Source organism: Stappia albiluteola, assembly GCF_014050225.1.
GTDB lineage: Bacteria > Pseudomonadota > Alphaproteobacteria > Rhizobiales > Stappiaceae > Hongsoonwoonella > Hongsoonwoonella albiluteola.
The window spans coordinates 1-20,552 of sequence record NZ_JACFXV010000034.1 but is presented as its reverse complement, the minus strand read 5'-3'; the positions used below and the strand labels follow the sequence as shown (position 1 = coordinate 20,552).

18 protein-coding genes and 1 pseudogene are annotated in these 20,552 nt (G+C 59.9%); 6 read left to right on the top strand and 13 right to left on the bottom strand.

Annotated features, from left to right (window positions below):
- The first annotated feature begins 139 nt into the window (after window positions 1–139).
- A complete protein-coding gene (locus tag H2509_RS02650; protein WP_182162024.1) occupies window positions 140–1,561 on the top strand; it encodes an FAD-binding oxidoreductase in 1,422 nt (473 codons plus the stop codon).
- A 122-nt stretch (window positions 1,562–1,683) separates the two neighbouring features.
- Here H2509_RS02650 and H2509_RS02645 read toward each other — a convergent pair whose 3' ends face one another.
- Entirely contained in the window at window positions 1,684–2,934 is a 1,251-nt protein-coding gene (locus H2509_RS02645; protein ID WP_182162022.1) for a porin, read from the bottom strand.
- A 764-nt stretch (window positions 2,935–3,698) separates the two neighbouring features.
- Between H2509_RS02645 and H2509_RS02640 the strand changes: the two genes are divergently transcribed.
- From H2509_RS02640 to H2509_RS02630, 3 genes are all read left to right on the top strand, one after another.
- The gene (locus tag H2509_RS02640) at window positions 3,699–4,025 is read left to right on the top strand and encodes an SHOCT domain-containing protein (protein WP_209001762.1); all 327 of its coding nucleotides are present in this window, start codon (window positions 3,699–3,701) and stop codon (window positions 4,023–4,025) included.
- Window positions 4,026–4,663: 638 nt separating this feature from the next.
- Window positions 4,664–6,757, top strand: coding sequence for a copper-translocating P-type ATPase (locus H2509_RS02635; protein WP_235974634.1), 2,094 nt, complete (start codon window positions 4,664–4,666; stop codon window positions 6,755–6,757).
- A 168-nt stretch (window positions 6,758–6,925) separates the two neighbouring features.
- Window positions 6,926–7,222: a c-type cytochrome gene (locus H2509_RS02630; protein WP_328804956.1), complete on the top strand. Its 297-nt coding sequence runs from the start codon at window positions 6,926–6,928 to the stop codon at window positions 7,220–7,222.
- 111 nt (window positions 7,223–7,333) lie between these two features.
- Here H2509_RS02630 and H2509_RS02625 read toward each other — a convergent pair whose 3' ends face one another.
- The 4 genes and pseudogenes from H2509_RS02625 to H2509_RS02610 all read right to left on the bottom strand — a co-directional run bounded on the left by H2509_RS02625 (window position 7,334) and on the right by H2509_RS02610 (window position 10,952).
- Window positions 7,334–8,374, bottom strand: a complete 1,041-nt coding sequence (locus H2509_RS02625; protein ID WP_182162018.1) for an HAD family hydrolase — start codon at window positions 8,372–8,374, stop codon at window positions 7,334–7,336.
- Window positions 8,375–8,438: 64 nt separating this feature from the next.
- Window positions 8,439–8,831 (bottom strand): annotated as a pseudogene (locus tag H2509_RS02620) (sulfatase-like hydrolase/transferase); the annotation flags it as partial.
- A gap of 72 nt (window positions 8,832–8,903) precedes the next feature.
- The gene (locus H2509_RS02615; protein WP_268925826.1) at window positions 8,904–10,625 is read right to left on the bottom strand and encodes an arylsulfatase; all 1,722 of its coding nucleotides are present in this window, start codon (window positions 10,623–10,625) and stop codon (window positions 8,904–8,906) included.
- A gap of 72 nt (window positions 10,626–10,697) precedes the next feature.
- A complete protein-coding gene (locus H2509_RS02610) occupies window positions 10,698–10,952 on the bottom strand; it encodes a hypothetical protein (protein WP_182162016.1) in 255 nt (84 codons plus the stop codon).
- A 290-nt stretch (window positions 10,953–11,242) separates the two neighbouring features.
- Here H2509_RS02610 and H2509_RS21165 point away from each other — a divergent pair, with 290 nt between their 5' ends.
- Window positions 11,243–13,048, top strand: a complete 1,806-nt coding sequence (locus tag H2509_RS21165; protein WP_182162014.1) for a tetratricopeptide repeat protein — start codon at window positions 11,243–11,245, stop codon at window positions 13,046–13,048.
- A 242-nt stretch (window positions 13,049–13,290) separates the two neighbouring features.
- Here the strand turns inward: H2509_RS21165 and H2509_RS02600 are convergent, their stop codons facing one another.
- From H2509_RS02600 to H2509_RS02580, 5 genes are all read right to left on the bottom strand, one after another.
- Window positions 13,291–13,728 (bottom strand): MarR family winged helix-turn-helix transcriptional regulator, encoded by a 438-nt coding sequence (locus H2509_RS02600; RefSeq protein WP_182162011.1) that lies wholly within the window; start codon window positions 13,726–13,728, stop codon window positions 13,291–13,293.
- An 80-nt stretch (window positions 13,729–13,808) separates the two neighbouring features.
- Window positions 13,809–14,294: a nucleoside deaminase gene (locus H2509_RS02595; RefSeq protein WP_182162002.1), complete on the bottom strand. Its 486-nt coding sequence runs from the start codon at window positions 14,292–14,294 to the stop codon at window positions 13,809–13,811.
- 22 nt (window positions 14,295–14,316) lie between these two features.
- Window positions 14,317–14,703, bottom strand: a complete 387-nt coding sequence (locus H2509_RS02590) for a DMT family transporter (protein WP_182162000.1) — start codon at window positions 14,701–14,703, stop codon at window positions 14,317–14,319.
- Window positions 14,704–14,755: 52 nt separating this feature from the next.
- Entirely contained in the window at window positions 14,756–15,076 is a 321-nt protein-coding gene (locus H2509_RS02585) for a DMT family transporter (protein ID WP_182161998.1), read from the bottom strand.
- 2 nt (window positions 15,077–15,078) lie between these two features.
- Complete coding sequence (locus H2509_RS02580) at window positions 15,079–15,714, bottom strand: DsbA family oxidoreductase (RefSeq protein WP_182161996.1); 636 nt, start codon at window positions 15,712–15,714, stop codon at window positions 15,079–15,081.
- Window positions 15,715–16,046: 332 nt separating this feature from the next.
- Between H2509_RS02580 and H2509_RS02575 the strand changes: the two genes are divergently transcribed.
- Window positions 16,047–16,415: a hypothetical protein gene (locus H2509_RS02575; protein ID WP_182161994.1), complete on the top strand. Its 369-nt coding sequence runs from the start codon at window positions 16,047–16,049 to the stop codon at window positions 16,413–16,415.
- 487 nt (window positions 16,416–16,902) lie between these two features.
- Here H2509_RS02575 and H2509_RS02570 read toward each other — a convergent pair whose 3' ends face one another.
- The 3 genes from H2509_RS02570 to H2509_RS02560 form a co-directional block, all read right to left on the bottom strand.
- A complete protein-coding gene (locus H2509_RS02570) occupies window positions 16,903–17,487 on the bottom strand; it encodes a hypothetical protein (protein WP_182161969.1) in 585 nt (194 codons plus the stop codon).
- 138 nt (window positions 17,488–17,625) lie between these two features.
- Window positions 17,626–19,110 (bottom strand): hypothetical protein, encoded by a 1,485-nt coding sequence (locus tag H2509_RS02565; RefSeq protein WP_182161971.1) that lies wholly within the window; start codon window positions 19,108–19,110, stop codon window positions 17,626–17,628.
- A 686-nt stretch (window positions 19,111–19,796) separates the two neighbouring features.
- On the bottom strand, window positions 19,797–20,393 hold the full coding sequence (locus tag H2509_RS02560; protein ID WP_182161973.1) for a recombinase family protein: 597 nt from the start codon (window positions 20,391–20,393) through the stop codon (window positions 19,797–19,799).
- Between the last annotated feature and the right edge of the window lie 159 nt (window positions 20,394–20,552).

The window sequence follows — 20,552 nt, the reverse complement described above, 5'->3', positions numbered from 1 at the left end:
CGGTTCATCTGGAGCGTTTATCCTGCCGCCTCAATCGCATGACAAGCAGGAATCCGCTTCAGGTTCGACGCTTTGCGCATGTTTCCGGCATTCGGATCGGCCAGATCCCAGCGGAACATGCGCCAGGGAGGAACCAGTCATGCATGATATGAGCCTCCAGACGCTGCAATCCGGCAAGACGAAGATCAGTGCGGCGGCAATCGAGGATCTTGCGGCGCGCCAGCGCGGCCCGGTGCTCGATGAAGACGATCCCGCCTATGACGAAACGCGGGCGATCTGGAATGCCATGATCGACCGCCGACCGGCGCTGATCGCGAAATGCCAGGGAGCGGCCGATGTCATCAACGCGGTGCGGTTTGCCCGCGACAACAACCTGCTCGTTTCCGTCCGTGGCGGCGGACACAACATCGCGGGCAACGCGGTCTGCGACGACGGCCTGATGATCGATCTTGCGCCGATGCGCTCCATCCGCGTCGACCCGGCAGTCAGGCGCGCCTGGATCGAACCCGGCGTGACCCTTGCCGACGTCGACAAGGAGACGCAGGCTTTCGGCCTTGCCCTGCCAACCGGCATCAACTCCACCACGGGCCTTGCCGGCCTGACGCTCGGCGGCGGCTTCGGCTGGATCACCCGCAAGTTCGGACTGACGATCGACAGCCTGCTGGCCGTGGACGTGGTGACGGCGAATGGCGAACTGGTGCGCGCAAGCCCGTCGGAAAACCCGGATCTCTTCTGGGCGATCCGCGGCGGCGGCGGCAATTTCGGCATCGTCACCTCCTTCGAGTTCAAGCTGCACAAGCTTGGCCCCGAGGTCATGTCCGGGCTTGTCGTCCATCCCTTCTCCAATGCCCGCGAGGTCTTCAGGCAATACCGCCAGGTGCTGGAATCCGCGCCCGACGAACTTACCTGCTGGGTCGTGCTGCGGCAGGCGCCGCCCCTTCCCTTCCTGCCGGCCGAATGGCACGGCAAGAAGGTGCTGGTGCTGGCGATGTGCCATTGCGGCGACCTTGCCGCGGGTGAAAAGGCCACGGCCCCCTTGCGGGCGATCGGCAAGCCGATTGTCGACGTGGTCGCTCCGCATCCCTTCGCCGGCTGGCAACAGGCCTTCGATCCGCTTCTGGCGCCGGGCGCCCGCAACTACTGGAAGAGCCACGATTTCGCGGAACTTTCCGACGCCGCGGTCAATGTGCTGATCGATGCGATCGACAAGCTGCCGGGACCCGAATGCGAGATTTTCGTCGGCCATGTGGGCGGCGCCGCGGGGCGGGTTGCGGCGGATGCAACCGCCTTCCCGCAGAGAAGCTCGCATTTCGTCATGAACGTCCATGCCCGCTGGCAGGACGCCTCGATGGACAAGGCCTGTATCGGCTGGGCACGCGGCATTTTCGAGGCCGCCAGGCCGCACGCCATCGGAACCGCCTATATCAACTTCATGCCGGAGGACGAAACCGACCGCGTCGAGACGGCCTATGGCGACAATTATCGCCGTCTCGCGGAGATCAAGCGGCTCTACGATCCGCAAAATCTCTTCCGCATGAACCAGAATATCCGGCCGGCATAAAAAAGGCCGGCGAAGCGCCCCTGCCTCCGCCGGCATCTGATTGACTGAGCGTCGATCACGGGCTTTCTCGCGGCCCGGTGTCAGCCCCTCGCCGGCGACCGGGCCGGCGAGGGGCAATCGTGTCAGAACGTGCGCTGCACGCGAAGGACCGCGGTCACGCTGTCCTTGTCGAAGGAGCCGAGGCCGGTGGCGCTGGCTTCCTGATTGCGGTACTCGACTTCGGCGCCGATATCGAGACCGGAAACCGGGTTCCAGACCAGGTTGCCCTGGAGGTTCCATTCGTCGAGATCGATATCCGGAGCGCCCGAAATCGGCACGTCCACCGACGCGTAGTTCACGGTCAGGGACGAATTCCAGGTGGGCGTCCAGAAATGGGTGTAGCCCGCACCGATCGACCAGGCGTCGACGAGGTCGATATCGCCGGTGAGCGGGTTCAGGAAGCCGTCCAGAACGCCGATGCCGGCGGTGGTCGCGAACTTGGTAGCGCCCTGGGCATAGGCTGCCTGCAGGCCGAGATAGTCGCCCGCGCCGATCATCGGCAGGTTGACCGTCACGCCGGCGCCGACCGCCCAGCCGAGTTCGGAATCGAAGCCCGGCGCCACGCCGCTGTCCACATAGACGTGATGCAGGGCACCCATGATCTGGGCCGAACCCCAGCCCTGGTCGACGCGAAGGTTCGCGACGAAGTCGGGGATCTTGTGGCCGCCATAGACGTTGAACACGCCGGAGGTGAGGGTTGCGACGCCCGAGGTCGTGGTCAGCACCGTCGAGGTTGCAGCCAGCGCCGCACGCCGGTCGGTTCCGTCTTCGATCGAGACCGAAACCGAGAAGCCGTTGCCGAAGGCGTAGGTGTAACCGAAGAGGTTGACGTCACCGTTGTCGGCGAAGCCCTGATCGAAGATCGAACCCCAGTTGTTGCCGGTGTAGAAGTCGTAGAAGGACGTCGTGCGGCCGGCGGTCAGGCCGCCGAACTGGATGAAGGCCTTGTCGAGGTTGACGCTGTCGTTACCGGCATCACCCGTCGTGTTGGTCACGAACAGGTCCAGGTAGGTGCGCAGCAGGCCGAACTCGGTGTTGGTGCGCGAGTCGAGACGGACGTAGCCACGAGCACGGAAGGCCGTGGAGATGTCGCTGTCGGCGTCCCAGGAATTCGGGCTGTCGCCGAAGTCGTTGAAACGGAGTTCCGTACGGATACGGCCGCCAACGCGCAGGCAGGTCTCGGTGCCCGGAATGTAGAAGAAGCCCGTACCGAAAGCGTCGCAGATACGGACGTAGTCTACCGGCTCCGGAGCAACCGGGAGATCGGCCGCCTGGGCGCCGGTCACGGCAAGTGCCGCTGCGGAAGAACCGAGCAGGATGCTCTTGATGTTCATTTTTAACCTCGCAGAATCGAAAAAATCACTGCCACTTCAGAGGCGTAACGATTTTGCCGTAAGGTCAATTTTACATAGGGTCAATTTTGAAATACCGCCGAAGTGCACCCAAACCACAACGTGTTGCAGAAATGGCACTCGAACTCTGGGGAAATCCAATACTTCGCGTAAGAGTAGCTCGATAGTAAATCATGCACTTTTATCAATTTTAAAAATTTTAAAACAACCAATGCCTTAATGACTCGCCCAAGGTAGTACGTAATTTTATAAAGAGATCTTCCCAGGAAAGACGCTCGATTTAAAATCATAGGATGCATTCTATATAGAACTTACCTTTGCGGGTATTGATTGAGCCGCTGGCAGGTCGAACGGGCCCATGGCGCCCCGCACTGTCTCAGGTGCCACTTCGCCGAGATCGATGTTACCTGCATCATCGGGCAGGCTCACTCCTGCGCGGGAGCCATTCGTGATCCTTCTCTTGCCTTGCTTTTGTCACGGCCACGGGTGCGCCTGAAATCCGGAGGCCGCCCGCTTTCCCCAATCGACCTCATCGCACGTCCCGCACCGGCTCGCGGCTCCATTGCCGGCTGCGATCAAACTCCCATCAATTGTAGGGTGGCTTGACCTGCATCAATTGCGCGTATTTGCGCCCGGTGCAGGTTGATCTTCGGGATGCCCTTCGCCTGCCCGAAGACTTGACGTCTTGCCATTCAATCCGGAAGTGCGGAGGCACGCACCCCGTTGCGACAAGAAAGGACGATGTAATGAACAAGCGATTGAACACGTTTCTGGCCGCCGTCGCGGCCACTGCAACGACGGGGAGCGTCGCCCTTGCGCAAACCGGAGACTACCGGGGCGGCTACCACGGCCATATGTGGGGAGACGGCTACGGTTTCATGGGTTTCGGGATGATGTTCCTCTTCTGGGGCATAATCATCGTCCTCGTTGTTCTTGCGGTGCGCTGGTTTCTCGATAAGGAAGGCACCGCCAAGAAGCAGAGCGATGCGCTTGAAACGCTCAGGCTTCGCCTCGCGCGCGGCGAAATCGATGTCGCCGAGTTCGAAGAGCGGCGCAAGGCGTTGGAAGGCTGACCGGCTGCGAAGGGCGGCATGCGCTAAATAGACAGCGGGTATGATACGATAATCCGACCGCGGCATGGAGCATGCGGGTATTTATGGGACGATTGGCAAGAAACGGAAAAATCGGAAAACCGTCGGCTCTGAGCAGGCTGACCGGAATACTGTTGTGCGTTCTTGCGCTCGCCGTCTCCTCCACGGTCCATGTCGAAAATCCGCACGCAACCTCGTCAACCCATGAAACGTCGGTTGCGGCAAATCTTGGTACCGCTTCAAACCAAGCGGGCTTGCAGGATAGTCACACCTGCTCGGGAAGGGGCCATTGCTCTTTCGTGGCCGTCCTGACGGAGCCGCTATTAATTGCGGCTCCCGATGCGAAGGATCCGGAACTCCCCGTCAATGAGTACGGACGGGCTTCCAAGCAACCTGATCTGGACCATCCACCGCGGTAGCCAACAATCACGCCACTGTCGCGCAGTATTCTGGCTCGGCCCGCATTGGCCGATCCATCTGGGCCGCAGGCTGCAGGAAGCGGCGAGATTGGCATCCCGCCTTTGACAAGAAATCCATAGTCAGGGAACGCCCACGATTTCCATCCGTTGGCTTCGATTGCCGGTATTTCCGACAATCGTCCAGCATAGCGGAGAATGACAATGCAAAGAGACACCCGAACCCATTCCGACGGAGAGCTGCTGGAAGAAGATACCGGGGCGCCGCACCACGGCAACGGGCACATGGACCGGCACGAGGGCGGCAACGACCATGCTGGTCACGATCATTCGGCGATGGTGGCCGATTTCCGTCTGCGGTTCTGGGTTTCGGCGGTTCTCTCGGTGCCGGTCCTGGCCCTGTCACCCATGATCCAGGCCTTCCTGGGACTGGACAATGCGCTTGCCTTCACAGGTGATACTTACGTTCTCTTCGCGCTATCCAGCATCGTGTTTTTCTATGGAGGCTGGCCATTCCTGAAAGGGCTGTTCAGCGAACTTGCTTCGCTTCGCCCCGGAATGATGACGCTGATTGCACTCGCGATCTCGGTCGCCTTCTTCTATTCGAGCGCGGTCGTATTCGGCCTTTCCGGCAAGGTGTTCTTCTGGGAACTGGTCACCTTGATCGACGTGATGCTGCTTGGCCACTGGATCGAGATGAAGTCCGTCATGGGCGCGTCCGGAGCTCTTGAGGCGCTCGTCAAGCTGCTTCCGTCAACCGCTCATCGGCTGGACGATGACGGCGAGATTGTCGATGTGGCAATCGCGGACCTGAAGCCGGGCGATCGCGTTCTCGTCAAGCCCGGCGAAAAAGTCCCCACCGACGGGATAATCGTCAAGGGCCGTTCAAGCTTCAACGAAGCGATGCTGACGGGTGAATCGCGTCCTGTCGAAAAAGGGCCTGATCAGGAGGCTGTCGGTGGCGCCGTGAACGGCGAAGGCTCGGTCACCCTCGAAATCCGCAAGACCGGCGCAGAGACTTACCTCAGCCAGGTCATCGATATGGTGCGGCAGGCGCAGGAGACGCGCTCCCGTACTCAAGATCTGGCAAACCGGGCAGCTCTCTGGCTGACCTATATTGCGCTGACCGCGGGGACCGCCACTTTGATTTTCTGGCTTGGGACAGGTGAGGAATTCTCTTTCGCGCTTGAACGAATGGTGACGGTGATGGTCATTACCTGCCCGCATGCCCTCGGCCTCGCCGTGCCGCTCGTCGTTGCGGTCAGCACACGCCTGACGGCACAAAACGGACTGCTGATCCGGGACAGGGCCGCCTTCGAGCGAGCTCGCAATCTCGATACGGTCCTGTTCGACAAGACTGGCACATTGACCGAAGGGAAATTCAGCGTTTCCGGAGTGGTCGCGCTTGGCGACATGCCCGAGGCCGAAGTTCTGTCGTTAGCGGCGGGACTGGAAAGCCAGTCGGAACACCCGATCGCCCGAGGAGTGGCTCGGGGCGCGCACGAACGAGGGGTAAGTGCCAAGTCGGCGAGCGACTTCCGGAACATCACGGGGCAAGGTGCCGAGGCGACGATCGAGGGGAGAAAAGTCCAGGTGGTTAGCCCCGGATTCCTGCGGGAAAACGGGAAGGAAGTCGACGATCCGAAGGTGAGGAAACACGCGGACGAGGGCGATACGGTCGTTTATGTCGTCGTGGATGGCGAACCTGTCGGAGCGATCGCTCTTGCCGATGTGATCCGCGAGGAGTCCTTTGAAGCCATTTCACGGCTGAAGAAGATGGGCATCCGATGCATGATGGTCACCGGAGATGCCACCCCCGTCGCCCGTTCGGTCGCCGAGCAACTGGGCCTCGACGAATATTTCGCAGAGATCCTGCCGGACCAGAAAGCGGAAAAAGTCCGTGATGTGAAAGCGCGCAGTCTGACCGTCGCGATGATTGGCGACGGTGTCAACGATGCTCCCGCGCTCGTGGAATCCGATCTCGGCATCGCGATCGGTGCGGGTACCGATGTGGCGATCGAGTCCGCGGATGTCGTGCTTGTACGCAGCGACCCCCGGGACGTCTTCGCGATCCTCGCCCTGTCACGCGCCACATATAGCAAGATGGTTCAGAACCTGCTGTGGGCAACGGGATACAACACCTTTGCAATCCCGCTTGCTGCGGGCGTCGGATATCCTTGGGGCGTACTTCTGACCCCTGCATTCGGTGCGGCGCTGATGTCGCTCAGCACCGTGGTCGTGGCGATCAATGCGAAGCTGCTTGGCCGTGCCGGCAATCTTGCCAACCGCTCGGATTGAGACGACAAAATGCACCCCTTCAATCGGCAGTAGAGGCAGTGGATGCGAAGAATAGCCAACGTTACAAAAATTGCGATTGTCGCTGCCATCGGCGGAGGAATCGCGGCATGGCTCTGGCAGGCGCCTGGATCACGAGAGACCGCGGAGAGCCAGGCATTCACCGTTGCCGTGAACGTGCCGGAGCTGAGCGGGCTGGCGGCAGAAGGCAAGGCGGAATTCGACAAGGTTTGCGCAGAGTGTCACGGGAAGAATGCGGCGGGAACCGACAAGGGGCCACCGCTCGTTCATGATATCTACAAACCGGGCCATCATGCCGATGAGGCCTTCCTGGCGGCTGTAAGGTTTGGGGTTCGCCAGCATCACTGGCCCTATGGCAACATGCCGCCGCAGCCCGAGGTAGCGGATAAACAGATCGTCGCGATCATCCGGTATGTGCGCGAACTTCAGGCAGCCAACGGGATCTAGGCCGGCACCCGTTGAAGACGCCGATTTCCAACCTGACAGGGCTCGAATGTCTACCGGTCAACGCGTGGGTTGTGTGGCAAGCGAATGATCGGCCGCGACCGATCCCGAAGTTCACTCGAATGCAAATATCCGCTTCCAGTCGCCCTTCATGCTGATGACGATCCAGCCGTTCCCCTTCGCGGCGTCCATTAGCGCCTGGCTGAATGTGCCGACCTTGGTGTCGGGCAAGCCATCGGCCGGGCCGTAGGCGAACTCCCGCTCCGCGTCATCGTGCAGCACCAGCAGTCCGAGCCGCGCGCCCGGGCCGTCGGTGGTCCATTGCAGCATCTCCTTGTCGCCATCGGAATTGCCGAAGGCGATCAGCGGCCGCTTGCCGATGAACAGGTTGATGCCCACCGCCTTTCCCGGCCCGTCGTCGATAAAGAACACCTTCGGTTCACGCATCAAAGCCGGCTTTCCGTCGACCGTCGCGTATTTGGTGACGATGCTCGATCCCACGACCTGCTCCGGTGGAATGCCGTAGACGTCCTGCGCATAGACACGCACGAACTCCTGCCCGCCGCCGGTCACGATGTAGGTGCGGAAACCGTTGTCCCTCAGGTACTCCATCACCTCGATCATCGGCTGGTAGACGAGATCGGTCACGGGCCTCTTCAGCACCGGGTTTTCAGATTTCGGTAGCCAGTCGGCGACGATCGCCTCGAAATCCGCCGTGCTCATCCCGGCGTGGGTCGTCGCAATGATCTCCATCCAATCCTTCTCGGTGAATTTCGCCATTGCGATGCGGTCGCCTGACAGCACCGACTTGAAAGGCTCCGTGTCCTTCCACTCCGGATGGTCTGGCGCCATCGCGGTCACGCGGTCGAGCGCGAACAGCGCCTGGCCGTAGAGCGGATGCGAGACCCAGGTCGTGCCGTCCTGGTCGAAGGTCGCGATCCGGTCCGCCGGCGCGACGTAATCCGGCCTGCCCTCGGTCGTCACCGCGGTGACGAAGTCGACGATCGCCTGCTTGGTCGCTCCGTCGTTCCACGACGGCAGGGGATCGGTCTGGGCGGCAAGCGGAACTGCCGCGGCGAGCAGACTGAAGGCTGCCACGATTCCGCGCGCGAAAACGTGCCGCAGCGGATTGCCGAGACGGTGAATTCCTGTCATGGCGACCTCCCTGTCAGTTGCTTCCCTGCGGGTTCGTCAGCATGTCGAGGGCCTGGTCTACGGAAAAACTGCCTGGCTTCTGGCGCGGCGGCTTCAGCAGATCGGCGATCGTCGGATCCTGCGGCGACAAACCTTCCTTGGCGCCTGGAAGTCCGACCTTCAAGAGCCCCGTGCGCAGCGGGCTCTGGCCGGTGATGAAGGCCGCCCGGCCGGCGGTGCAGGACTGCTGGCCATAATAGTCGGTCATGATCGCGCCTTCGTGCGCAAGGCGATCGATGTTGGGCGTACGGTATCCCATCTGGCCGCGGTTGTAGGCGCTGATGTTCCAGTACCCGATATCGTCGGCCATGATGACGAGGATGTTCGGTTTGGGCGCCTCCTGTGCAACTGCAGGGAATGCGTGGGGAAGACAGACCGTAGCTATCGCCGCCGTCGATAATATCGGAAACCGCGTCATGTCGATTGCTCCGGCTTGCGGGTGAACGGGCGCCCCGGATCCGGGGCGCCCGCAGTGCTCGCATATGTGGTGTTATTCGCCTGCGTGACTGGACGTCTTCATTTCCTTCACCTGCTGGAGAACCTGGTCCAGGTTATAGCTGGCCGGGTTCTGCAGCGGCGGGAAGTCGACGTAGGACTCAAGATGCTTCAGCCACAGCGCCTGGCCGATCGGCAGCATGTTCCAATCGTACACATAGGCGGTTACCGGGCCGGCAAGGGCCCCGCCGACACCGAAGAGGGTCTTGGTGTGATCGCCGATCGACGCTTCGAACGGATCACGCTTGATGTTCACCACCTGCGTCCAGTGATAGGGCAGTGCGCCGGCAACGAAGCCGCTGGGGCTCTGCGACACCATCGAGAAGTAGATCTTCCAGTTCTTGTACCGCACTGCCGACGGGACCTTGCCGGACCAGTACAAGAAATGATCGCGCGCCGACTTGTCCGACGAGCCATCCAGGTAGGCGCGCTGGTTGACGCCGTCGAGCGTCGTCTTGACGATGCCGGGATAGGCGCCCTTCTCGATCTCCTCCTTCAGTCCGTCACCTTTCGGGCCACCGGCGATTTCGACCAGCGTGGGCACCCAGTCAAGCGACGAGAACGTGTCGTTTTTCACCGTGCCCGGCTCGATATGGTCCGGCCAGCGTATGACCATCGGAGCACGCATGCCGCCTTCCCAGGTGGTAAGCTTGCCGCCGGCAAAGGGGGTGACGCCGCCATCGGGATAGGTGATCGTCTCGGCGCCGTTGTCGGTGGTGAAAACGACAATCGTGTTGTCGAGTTCACCCATGTCCTCGAGCTTTTTCAGCACATAGCCGATGTTGTCGTCCATCTGCTTCATGCCGGCTTCGTTGACGCCCCAGTCCTTGCCGCCGGGTTCGCCGACCATCGCCATGTACTTGTCCGACAGGACGGTGGTGATGTGCATACGCGCCGGGTTGTACCAGACGAAGAAGGGCTTGCCGGTCTCGTCCGGGTCGTTGCGGTCGAGGAAATCGATGACAGCGGCCGAGATCTCCTCGTCAACTGTCTCGGACCGCTCGAGTGTCAGCGGTCCCTCATCCTTACACATCTGGTTCGCGGCGGTGCCATCGGACGAGGTGCAATGAATGACGGGTCGCGGCGGCGTCATGCAAAGCCCGTCCTTCGGATCGACCGCGCCGGGCACCTCGGCCAGGCCGGGAACCGGCGTATTCTTGCACGGCGGCGCGATCGTTTGCTCGGTCGGGCTCTTGTTGATGTCCGGGAAACTCACCCCCTGCATCGCATCCAGGTGGTAGAGATAGCCCCAGAACTCCTGGAAACCGTGCGCCGTCGGCAGGGCGTCCGTGTGGTCGCCGAGGTGGTTCTTGCCGAACTCGCCGGTATTGTAGCCGAGGTCGAGCAGGAATTTTGCCAAGGCCGGCGTGCCAGGTTGCAGATAAGAAGGGGCCCCGGGGATTTCCGGCAAGGTCATGCCGGCGCGAACCGGTTGCATGCCGGTGAAGAAGGCGGTCCGTCCTGCGGTACAGCTCTGCTCGGCATAGTAATCGGTGAACATCGCCCCTTCCTGCCCGATCCGGTCGATGTTCGGGGTTTCGCCAACCATCAGGCCGCGGTGGTAGATGGAAGGCTGCATCCAGCCGATGTCGTCGCCCATGATGAACAAGATGTTGGGCTTATTGCCGGCATCGGACTGAGCCTGCGCCGGCGCCGGGCCAAGAACCCAGAGGCCCAAGGCAAGTATCGGCGGGGCCGCATACATTGATCGTTTCATAGATCTCCCTCCAGATAAGACCTCATCGGCAAATATTTACTTCTCCCATACTATTATTCGGCAATGGGTCGACTACGATTTCTGTTCGTTTGATATGGAATTATCCAAGTAACCCAAGATTTCCGCCTCCAGTTCGCCGAGAAAGCTTGTGTACTCTTCGATCTTGGGATCTCCATTCCCGACCGATTTCAGCAAATGGTCGAGCGCCGCCGTCATTTCCTCGTAATCCGAGCAGATAGCCCGGAACCGCGCGTCGCGAGCGCAACGCCGCCATATGTCGAGTTCGCGCTGTGGGAAACGTGCGACGATTGAGCCGAATCCCTCCATGGCACCATTCCCGGCGCCGCAGAATGGTCGCTCCCGCAGCCGCCATCTGTTCGACAATCTGTGAACTGGTGCTATGGTCGATCTTACGTTGCGTAAGTTAAAGGTGCGCACATGTGCGCACATGTAGCCGGGTTCGATCAGGCGACTGAAATGACTTGATTTTTTTCAGCACCACCAAAACGGTGCAGGCACCTTCGTGCAGGGTTAGGCCAGCCGGACTATCCTTGTGGACCGCTCGAGCGACCAAACTCCGGTGCCGCCATCGTCATACGGGCTCGAGAGGTGTGGGTGTGCAGAACCCCGAACTTGATAAAAACGATCGGGTTCCCGGAGGAGTGCCATCCGCCGACGACGTGCGGGCCCAATTGGAGCGCATCCTGGCCAGTCCGGCATTTACGGCGAGCATCAAACGGCGCGCGTTCCTGCGGTTCATCGTCGAAGAGACGCTTTCGGGACGTGCCGGCAGGCTTAAGGGCTTCTCTGTCGCCGTCGCGGTTTTCAGTCGCGACGAGTCATTCGACTCTCAGGCTGATCCGGTCGTCCGCTTCGAAGCCCGCCGGCTGCGGCGCGATCTCGACAGCCACTATATGGGCGCGGGCAGCAAGGATCCTGTCCGGATCTCAATTCCCAAGGGCTCATACGTTCCCCAGTTCGAGTGGCTCGAAAACGAGCAGCTGTCCGCGTCGATCGCCGCAGGCTCAGCTACGGGCGGTGGAAAAACCTCGACAGACGACGTTTCCGGTTTCCTTGCTGCCCGCCTCCGTCGGGGCGACCGCGCCGGGCGGAGGCTGCTGGTCGGGGGGCTGATCTTCGCTTCCGTCGCGAGCGCCGCCGCCGGCTGGCTCCTGCTGGACGGCCGGACCGGTCACGGACGATCCACTGCCGCAGATCAAGTGCACGGTCCTGCGGTGGTCGTGATGCCGTTCAAGGCATTGGATCCGACAGACGACAGCCGCTATCTCGCGGACGGGATTAGCCAGGAACTCACCGCGAACCTGATGCGCTTTCCCGGATTCCGCCTGTATGCCCGCCCCTTCGGCTTTGAAGTTGAATCAGAGCCCGCGCGGCTGGGTCAGGATCTCGGCGTCACCTACGTGGTCGGCGGCAGCGTGCAGGTCGCCGCCGCGAACGTACGAATCGCCCTGCAACTGGTCGACGCGGCGAGCGGTCGGGTGATATGGGCGCAAGCCTATGACCGACCGCTGACCCCCGAGGCGCTTATGCGCATCCAGACTGAAGTGGCCGACGAAATCGCCACGATACTTGGCCAGCCTTACGGAATCCTCAGCGACAATCTGGAAAAGCGGATGACGTCCCCGGTGGTGTCGAGCATGTCGAGCTATGTCTGTGTGCTCCGCGCTTACAGTTACCGCCGAAGCTTCTTGCGGACGGATTTCGGCCCCGTTCTCGCCTGCCTGGAGGAAGCGGTCAGGCGCGATCCCGATTACAGTGACGCCTGGGCGATGCTGGGATGGTTATACCTGGATGCAGGGCGCTTTGAGTACAGCGACGGGCGCGCTCTGCAGGACGAATACGAAGACGCTTTTCAGGCGGCGTCCCGGGCTGTGGAACTCGACCCCGGTAGCATCGTGGCGCTCAAGGCGCTGTCATCTATCACACACTATATGGGCCGCTACGAGGAAGGCGAGCGTCTTGCGCGAAAGGCTGTCGAACTCAATCCCTATGACCCGGACACGCTGGCGCAACTTGGATGGCGGCTTGCCGTACGCGGCAATTTCGACGAAGGCATACCGATCCTCAAGCGGGCCATCGAGCGCAGCGCGAACCCGCCGAGTTGGTACTTCCACCTGATAGCAGTCGATCTCTACCTGAAGGGGGATTACGACGACATGCTCGAAGCCACCGGACACCTGACAATTGAAGGAACCGGTTTGAGTCAGGCGTTTGTGGCCATAGCCAACGGAGCCCTTGGAAATCGTGACGCGACCAAGGCAGCGCTTGAAAAAATGAATGCTTTCAAGCCGCTTGCCCGCGATCCCGGCTCCTATTTCCGACGCCACGGCGCAACGGATGAAATAGTCGAAGCGCTGGTTGCAGGGCTGGAGAAAGCCAGGAAGGTTTCATTGAACCGGTAGTCTGCACGGTCAAGGGTTGCCGGAACCGCGAGGCCATGCGGGCTGCGACAGCGGCCAGGAGTTCTCTAGCAGGCGCGCTGCGGGAAGACCGCCCAGAATGGCCGCAACCGCGCCATCTGTTCGTCAGCCGGCCAGAAAAGATTGCTCGTCATATCCCCATAGTCGGAGAGCGTGAATCACGCCGCCATGGTCTGTACAAGGCGATTAATGGGTGCTGACCCCAACTCGCCGGACGGCAAACGCTATTGATCGGACCTACTGGGGGCGATCAGTTTTGCGGACAACAGATCCTCGCAACCGTGCTTCTTGATCGCTGCGTTCAATGCCTTGCTGTAATCGGCTTGGGCGCTTTCGAGACGCGCCCGGCCCTTGTCGGTCAGAACCGTGTAGACACCGCGTTTGTCGTCCGGGCAAAGATCGCGGAGCGTCAGTTCCGCGCGTTCCAGACGCTCCACCAGTCTTGAGATCGAGCTTTGGTTGAGCCGCAGATGCGTTGCCAATTCCTGCATGCGCAATTCGGAATCGGGCGAACGCGCAAGCACCTCGAGTGCCCGGTATTCCGAAAGTCCCAGACCATGCTTGTCCTGCATCGCCTTGCCGATATCCGTCTCGATATGGCCGACGACCTGAACCAGCTTGAGCCATGCATCGCTTTTCCGGGCATCGCTTTTCGTGAGCATGATCAGTGCGGGCTCCTGTCGGGTAAGTGCTTCCCATATGTATGACCATGCAATGATTTTTCAAGCAAGTTCCGGCGGGGTCATGGCCCACGCCTTCCCAAACGGAAGGCGAGAAACGGGGCCAGCCCCTCGGGCACGGCAAGCTTGCTGACCGATGGTGAGGTCCACGCGCACGGATCGGCCCCAAACAGGGCGTAGCCGCTGCGATAGTCGAAGCCATGAGCTGCCGCTTCGTCGCGATCGACCGCGAAGAACACACGCGATATGCCGGCATGGAGGGCGCTCATATAGCACATCGCGCAGGGTTCGCCCGAAGCCAGAAGCGTCGCGCCCTGAAGGTAAGGCGTTGAATGGGTCCGGCAGGCGTCCCGTATGGCCTCGACCTCGGCATGGGCCGTCGGATCGTGATGCTCACGCACCCGATTGACGCCGCGGCCGAGCATCTCGCCGTTCGGGGCGATGACGAAAGCCGAGAACGGAATACCCCCATCATGAACATGCTCAAGAGCGTAGGCGACGGTGTCTCCCATCAGGGAAGAGAACCTGGCGAAAGGATCGGTCGTCATTGGATATCCTCGTTGCGGCCGGTCAGGACGCAAGGCTTTCATCAGTGTTGAGCTTTGGGCTGTCTGCGAGCTTCAGCCAGACCACGCCGCCAATGATGACCGCCAGCCAGATGGCCTGGCTCAGCGTCAATGGCTGGTCGAGAAGGACGCTGCCAAAGCCCGCCGCCCCCACCGCGCCGATGCCCGCCCATACCGCATAGCCGATCCCAACATCGATCGATTTCAGGGCCACGCTGAGGAAGTACAGGGTCAGGAGGAAGAAGATAATGGCGGCGATCGACCAGCCGAGCACGCTGAAGGCCTGACTGCCTCCGACGCTCAGGGCGTAGCCGATCTCGAAAGCGCTGGCGAGCAACAGCATGAGCCACGCACGGCCCTTGTGCGGCGTGTTCTGATCTGTCGTTGTCATGTCAATTTCCTTTCCGTCCGGATTTGCGATTTTCAATTGGAATAACGGTTCGTCATGCCGCGCCGCTGAGCCGCAGGCCGACGACGCCGCCGATCACAAGGACAATCCCCAGCGCCTTCTTCCAATCCAGCTTCTGCCCGAAGAAGAGCGCGCCCAGGATGACGATCCCGACGCCGGCAACCGAGGTCCAGATGGCGTAGCCCACGCCGACATCGAAAGTGAGAAGCGCAAGGCTGAGAAAGAAGGTGGCGATGGCCCCACTGACCAGCGTAGCCGCCGTCCACAATGGCCGTGTGAAGCCCTTTGCGTTGCCTGCCGAGATTGCGACCGCGATTTCGAAGATCACGGCAACTCCAAGATAGAACCAGTGCATGGTCAGTCTCCGGTGATGTTTTGATTGGGTGGGCTTTCAGGGCTCGTGGCCCCGTCGAGTCGGTCGAGCGCCGCCTCCAACTCATGCAGCGACGGCGTGCCGCGAAACACCTGCTTGCCGACGACGATGGTGGGGACGCAGGTAATTGCCATCTCCTCACGGGCATGGCGCAGGGCCTCCCGATGGCGCTCCGCGTAAGTGCTGTCTTCCAGGGCGGACCGGGCTTCGTTCCGATCCAGACCAGCCTCGCTTGCGAGTGAGATCAGAACCTCGTCATCGCCGATGTCACGGTCTTCCTGAAAGAAGGCGCGCAGAACCCGCATCGAATAGGCATGGTCGAGCCCTCTATCCTGCGCGAGCGCCAGAAGCTGAAAGGCTTTTGCGGTTCGCGGCTGTGGCGAGATCGACGGCAGCCGGATCGTCACGCCCAGCCGCCCGGCCAGGGGATAGACGGATTTGCGCCACACAGAAGGCAGATACGGGTCTTCCGGCCGCAGTGTCGGCACAGGTTCCGGACGCAGCTCGAATGCTCGCCACGAGATGCGGATATCCCGTTCACCAATGGCCTCGGAGAGGACCTGCTCTGCGAGCAGGCAGTACGGGCACACGTAGTCCGAATAGACGGTTATCTGGCGCATCGCCGCCCCTTTCGTTTGCTTGTGCATGCATATAACTGGCCATAAACATGGAGTCAATATATTTGTATGCGCAAGCAAATTAAGAGCGTCGGAAAGCCGGGTTCAGTCCTTCCATCGGGCCGGGCCGCGTAGACTGGTCGCATTCCCCGGCGATAATCCGCATCGGCGCCCGGATGCGACCGAGCCTGCCTTCGAGAGAAATCCCGGCCAGGCATGCGCCATGCGGTGCTCCAGTCGGCAATTGCCGCGTAGCGCACGCAGTTGCTGGCATAGCGCACTAGCCAGTCGTTCGTGGCTAAATCGCCGGCGCGGCTGCCAGCGTGGCCCAGGAGATGAACCTCGATCTCATCGAACTCAAACGCGGCGAATTTCGCTATGACGACAGGCTCTATCTGAGTGTTGATGTCGTCATTCCCGCCGAGACCTATGGGGTGCTCCAGACGTTGTATCTGGTTGTCGCAATGCCGGACGGTCCCTCGGTCGGCGAGATCGCGCTACGGCTGCGCGATCTCGGGCTTGCCAATGATCAGACCCACTGCATCAATATCAGTATCCCGCCTGCCGACCCTGCGGACGATACCCTGCACAATATGCTTTCCGACGCGGCAAAGGCTGGCAGGTATTTCCTCCAGACCAAGTTGACCTTTGCCGCAGAAGAGGAAACATCGACCAAGGCGCCCCGAACCCTCGTGCCGCCCTGACTTCTTGCGCCGACATCCCGTCAGCTTCCCGATCAGGAAGGAAGCGGAATTGGGGTTTCCGAGGAGCTACGCAGATATTGAATGGCAGGGCGAGAATAAGGATGCTCATCGACTGACGCTTCTAAGACGCCATATGCCGGGAAGCGGAATAAAGCCTTTGCCTGTGAAGTCCCTGAAACGCGAGCTTGCGTATCCCGCTCGACCATTCGTCGCAGGCGAACCGTAAATCGGAGCGAAAAGTTACACGCCCGTGCTGCCGCGGTGCTACGCAGCGCATTTTTTGGCTAACGGTCATTTTCACTAAATTATCGAGAAGTATGGCGCACCCGACAGGATTCTAGATCATTGGTGAGTTGAACGATTCCAATACGTTAGCGTGCTTTTTCTGTGTGTCAAACGGGTTGGATGGTCTACCGGTTGGTTGTCTGTTTTGAGGGCTGGCTTGCTGCTTTGACGAGGGGACTTGGGGCGCTGGATCGACGGTTCCTTACGTCTCCTGATCGCCTTTGTGCGGGCTTGGGGACAGAGGCTGAGTCTCGATTATTTCGATGCAGTTTGTGGCCGCTCCGTCTCCATAGATCACTGCTGCTGGTGATTGCCGGTTTTTCCAGATGGCTTTTGCTTCGGGAGTGAGCAGGCATTCAAATTTTCTGCGGGCGCGGTCTATAGCTGTTTTCACGTTATAAGGATCATATTCGCCGAGCTTGTCGTGAGGCGCTTTAACGCGCTCATATTTCAGATGGCTGATCTGCTCGTTAATCAGCGTGCGGAGCTCCTCCCCGGCCTTTTCCTCCGCGGGCTGGCCCTTCTTAAGTCGGAACTCCGGCCATAGGCGCTCGGTGGTAAAATCCGATGCGCTGGCGCTTGCGTGCGGCGACTTTTCATAGAACTCGATCAGGTTCCTTGCGTGCGTCCAGAATGCGACGATTGCTGCGTTGCGCAGGAACCACTGCTCTCGATCCTTTGCATCATCATTGCGCTTGTCGGACGTAATGAAGGCATAGGCGGCATCGAGCATGTCATGCTCATATGGCAGATGCTCTTTGAGCAGCTTGGCTTTCATCTCATCCATGCCGAGACCTCCATTGGACGCTGATCACGAGACTATCCGATCTGGACACCCCGTCGCTATGATGTGCGCGGCTGCATGCTGTCGCTAGAACGGGAGTACCCGCCGCGGGCTTGGGGAGGTCCGGCGACGGGTTGGGGATCACAGGCCGAGGGTCGGCGACGCCGCATCGTTGCGCGGCCGTCCGCGTGGTCGACGCGGCTCGTCGGAATTGCGCTTTTTCAGCATCCGGCTCTTTCGTTGCCGTTCAGCGTTGCGCCAGCGCTTTTCCTGCTTCTTGCGTTCGATCTCCTGCGGTGAGGTGAAGGGCTTTTCCCGTGGCGGCCGTCCCGGCTGGCTGCGCGCGATATCATGCCCACTGGCAGCCGGATTGTGCACGAGCGACACGTTGGGCGAGATCCCCGATGAGATCAGATAGGCCTTGAGGTCTTCCGCTTGGCCTCGGTCATAGAGGTAGATGTCGTAATCGCCATGATAGGCCGGGTCACGGATTGCACCGCGCAGGACAAACTGGGCGATGTCTTCGGTCTCTCGAGCGCGCTGAATATCGTTTCGTGACAGACCGAGCGCCTTTTGAAGAGGCTGGTCGGCAGGAAGCGATTTTGACGAGTAAAGGAAGGCGCAGGAGGTCTTGTCACGATAACGGTTCGAGCCCGCGACCTTCGGGCTCGCCTGAATGCCGCGAAGACGGCCTTCGCAGCGGTCGATGACCATCTGATTGCCGGACCAAAAGCCGAGATCGACAAGGCTCTCCAGACATTGGCAAACAGCATGCAACGCCGGTTTTCCAGCCCCCCGCCAAAATTCTGTCGAGCCAATGTGGTTTTCGATGAAGTAGTGGATGCGAATGCTTGGCCAAGCGGTGCGGGTGACCGGCATGGTCTGCTCATGAAGGGAGAATCTGCCCGGAAACAGGCTTTCGGACGCCTTGAATAGCAGGGACTCCTTAAAGTTCGACCCGACGAACGTGACAGAGGCGAAGGGTTCGAGTTCCGCAGGGGTCCAAGCCGACCACCATTCTAGGCGGGTCGCCGCCTCCTTGAGCAGGGACCAGTCGCCAAAATTGACGAATACGCCATGGCTGCTCGACACCCGCCGGTGGAAAGCCGCGTTCTCGCGCAAGAAGTCGTCGTTCAGTATCTGCCGCTGGCCGGGAGCGCCGTCGCGCAACGTGACTTGCCAACAGTCGACGCCTTTTACCTCCATGAGATCATAGGCAGTCTCAAATGCAGGCCAGCTCGCCGGGATCGAGAGGTAGCCTGAGGCAACCGCCGAAGGCACTTCATCGATATAGATATGCCAGTCCCTGAAGGCAGCGAACTCGCACTGCATCATCGATTCATGGGTGATCAACAGGATCACATGGTCTTTGTTGGCATAGGTCTGAGGCGCGTCCATGATCTCTGTGACTGGGCGCATCCGGTTTTGCGTCTGGCTGTGGATCGACACGATGAGCGGCGACGTCCCGTGCGATGCAGCCATCTGACAGAGTCGCTCACTAACCTCCTTGATCAGGTCAATTCTGGGCAGAGCGACGACGTATAGTTTTTTGCTAGAGGCAATCTGATGCAGTGCAGTTGTCGATTTGCAAGAACCGGGATTGCCGGATATAAGTTTTATGTCCATGAAGTTCCTTCAATTAGATAATAAAAAACACGTCACACGCATATTTACTATTAAGTATTATTGTGTGACATAATTAATATTCCAATATATCTCTGGTTTTGTCCATTTAAATTAATTGGATGAACATTCGAACGGAGATATATTGAGGGCAACGGAGTTGTCGGCAATAATCTCCAGCTCGAATGAATATTGTCGTCGCCGATGCGATACGCGGCACGCGAAGAGCGAAGGTGATGGCAATGAACAGTATAGCTATCGAGTCAAAATGTTATTCTGCTCGCATCAGGACCTTTGGCGCGGGTCGCGCTGTTGGCGCTGACCGCACGTCGGTCCCGCTGCAAACGACGCCTTCGCGTTCTTGACCCAAAAACCTCCGGTTTTGTGCCAGAACACTCGCCGCTCTTCTTAAATTGCTTGGATTTGTCAATGGCATGCCATAACGCCAATGGCCTGTCGAATATGCATCGCTTGTTGCGATATGGAGAAATTACTTCTGCCCGATATAGGCCGGTCATTACGGTCATAGACGGTCCTTTGCCCGTTCCCAACCGTTTCCAATATGAGAGGAAAGAAGTCGATCAAAAAAACGGCCACAGTCACGTCTGCCTGTGACCGGTTCGTTATGGCATATCAAGCAGCCGCGGCCATTCGCTCCCACTGCCAATACGGCTCGGCGTCAGCCTCTCTCAAGCCACGGCGTCCAGCTCGGCCTTGACCCGGCTAACCGTCGTCGGCGACACGTCGAACCGCCTTGCCGTTGCGCGGACACCTCGCCCCTCTTCAAGAGCCTTGCGGATTGCATCCATCTTATGCGGCGGCACCGGCGGGCGGCCAAGTCGCGTACCCTTTTCCGCGGTTCGGCGAAGACCGGCAACCACCCGTGAACGGATCATCTCGCGCTCGAATTCGCTGAAGACGCTCAGCATCTGGAACAACATGCGGCCCGATGGCGTGCTCGTGTCGAGTCCCTGCTGATGCAGATAGAGATCGACACCGCGGCTCTGGATCTCATTCAAAAATCCGACGAGATCGCTCAATGACCGCCCCAGTCTATCGACCGCCCATGCCCCAATCAAATCGATCTCTCGACGGGTAACGGCGCGCATCAATGCATCGAAGCCCGGCCGTTGATCGCGGCCCTTCGCACCGGAAATGCCTTCATCGCTGAAGACGGTAACAATCTCCCAGCCAAGCCGCTCACCCACTTGCCGCAGCTCACGGATCTGATTCTCCACCGTCTGGCTCTTGTCCGTACTCACCCTTGCATAAATCGCTGCTCTCATAAAAACAGCGTCTCACGGATCGCCAAACTGTCAACAAAACAGATGTTTCTCGAACACTCAAAACCGCAGTCCCGAAACCGCAGAAAACAGCCGTTCCTAACAAGCTAAATCAGAAGGGTTTTTGAAACAGCAATGGGGAAGGGGGAATGAGGGTAAGGG

Bases quoted from the DNA above. Each gene is read 5' to 3' on its own strand.
- H2509_RS02650 (WP_182162024.1), top strand. From the start codon at position 140: ATGCATGATATGAGCCTCCAGACGCTGCAATCCGGCAAGACGAAGATC.
- H2509_RS02645 (WP_182162022.1), bottom strand. From the start codon at position 2,934: ATGAACATCAAGAGCATCCTGCTCGGTTCTTCCGCAGCGGCACTTGCC.
- H2509_RS02640 (WP_209001762.1), top strand. From the start codon at position 3,699: ATGAACAAGCGATTGAACACGTTTCTGGCCGCCGTCGCGGCCACTGCA.
- H2509_RS02635 (WP_235974634.1), top strand. From the start codon at position 4,664: ATGCAAAGAGACACCCGAACCCATTCCGACGGAGAGCTGCTGGAAGAA.
- H2509_RS02625 (WP_182162018.1), bottom strand. From the start codon at position 8,374: ATGACAGGAATTCACCGTCTCGGCAATCCGCTGCGGCACGTTTTCGCG.
- H2509_RS02615 (WP_268925826.1), bottom strand. From the start codon at position 10,625: ATGAAACGATCAATGTATGCGGCCCCGCCGATACTTGCCTTGGGCCTC.
- H2509_RS02610 (WP_182162016.1), bottom strand. From the start codon at position 10,952: ATGGAGGGATTCGGCTCAATCGTCGCACGTTTCCCACAGCGCGAACTC.
- H2509_RS02600 (WP_182162011.1), bottom strand. From the start codon at position 13,728: ATGCTCACGAAAAGCGATGCCCGGAAAAGCGATGCATGGCTCAAGCTG.
- H2509_RS02595 (WP_182162002.1), bottom strand. From the start codon at position 14,294: ATGACGACCGATCCTTTCGCCAGGTTCTCTTCCCTGATGGGAGACACC.
- H2509_RS02590 (WP_182162000.1), bottom strand. From the start codon at position 14,703: ATGACAACGACAGATCAGAACACGCCGCACAAGGGCCGTGCGTGGCTC.
- H2509_RS02585 (WP_182161998.1), bottom strand. From the start codon at position 15,076: ATGCACTGGTTCTATCTTGGAGTTGCCGTGATCTTCGAAATCGCGGTC.
- H2509_RS02580 (WP_182161996.1), bottom strand. From the start codon at position 15,714: ATGCGCCAGATAACCGTCTATTCGGACTACGTGTGCCCGTACTGCCTG.
- H2509_RS02575 (WP_182161994.1), top strand. From the start codon at position 16,047: ATGAACCTCGATCTCATCGAACTCAAACGCGGCGAATTTCGCTATGAC.
- H2509_RS02570 (WP_182161969.1), bottom strand. From the start codon at position 17,487: ATGGATGAGATGAAAGCCAAGCTGCTCAAAGAGCATCTGCCATATGAG.
- H2509_RS02565 (WP_182161971.1), bottom strand. From the start codon at position 19,110: ATGGACATAAAACTTATATCCGGCAATCCCGGTTCTTGCAAATCGACA.
- H2509_RS02560 (WP_182161973.1), bottom strand. From the start codon at position 20,393: ATGAGAGCAGCGATTTATGCAAGGGTGAGTACGGACAAGAGCCAGACG.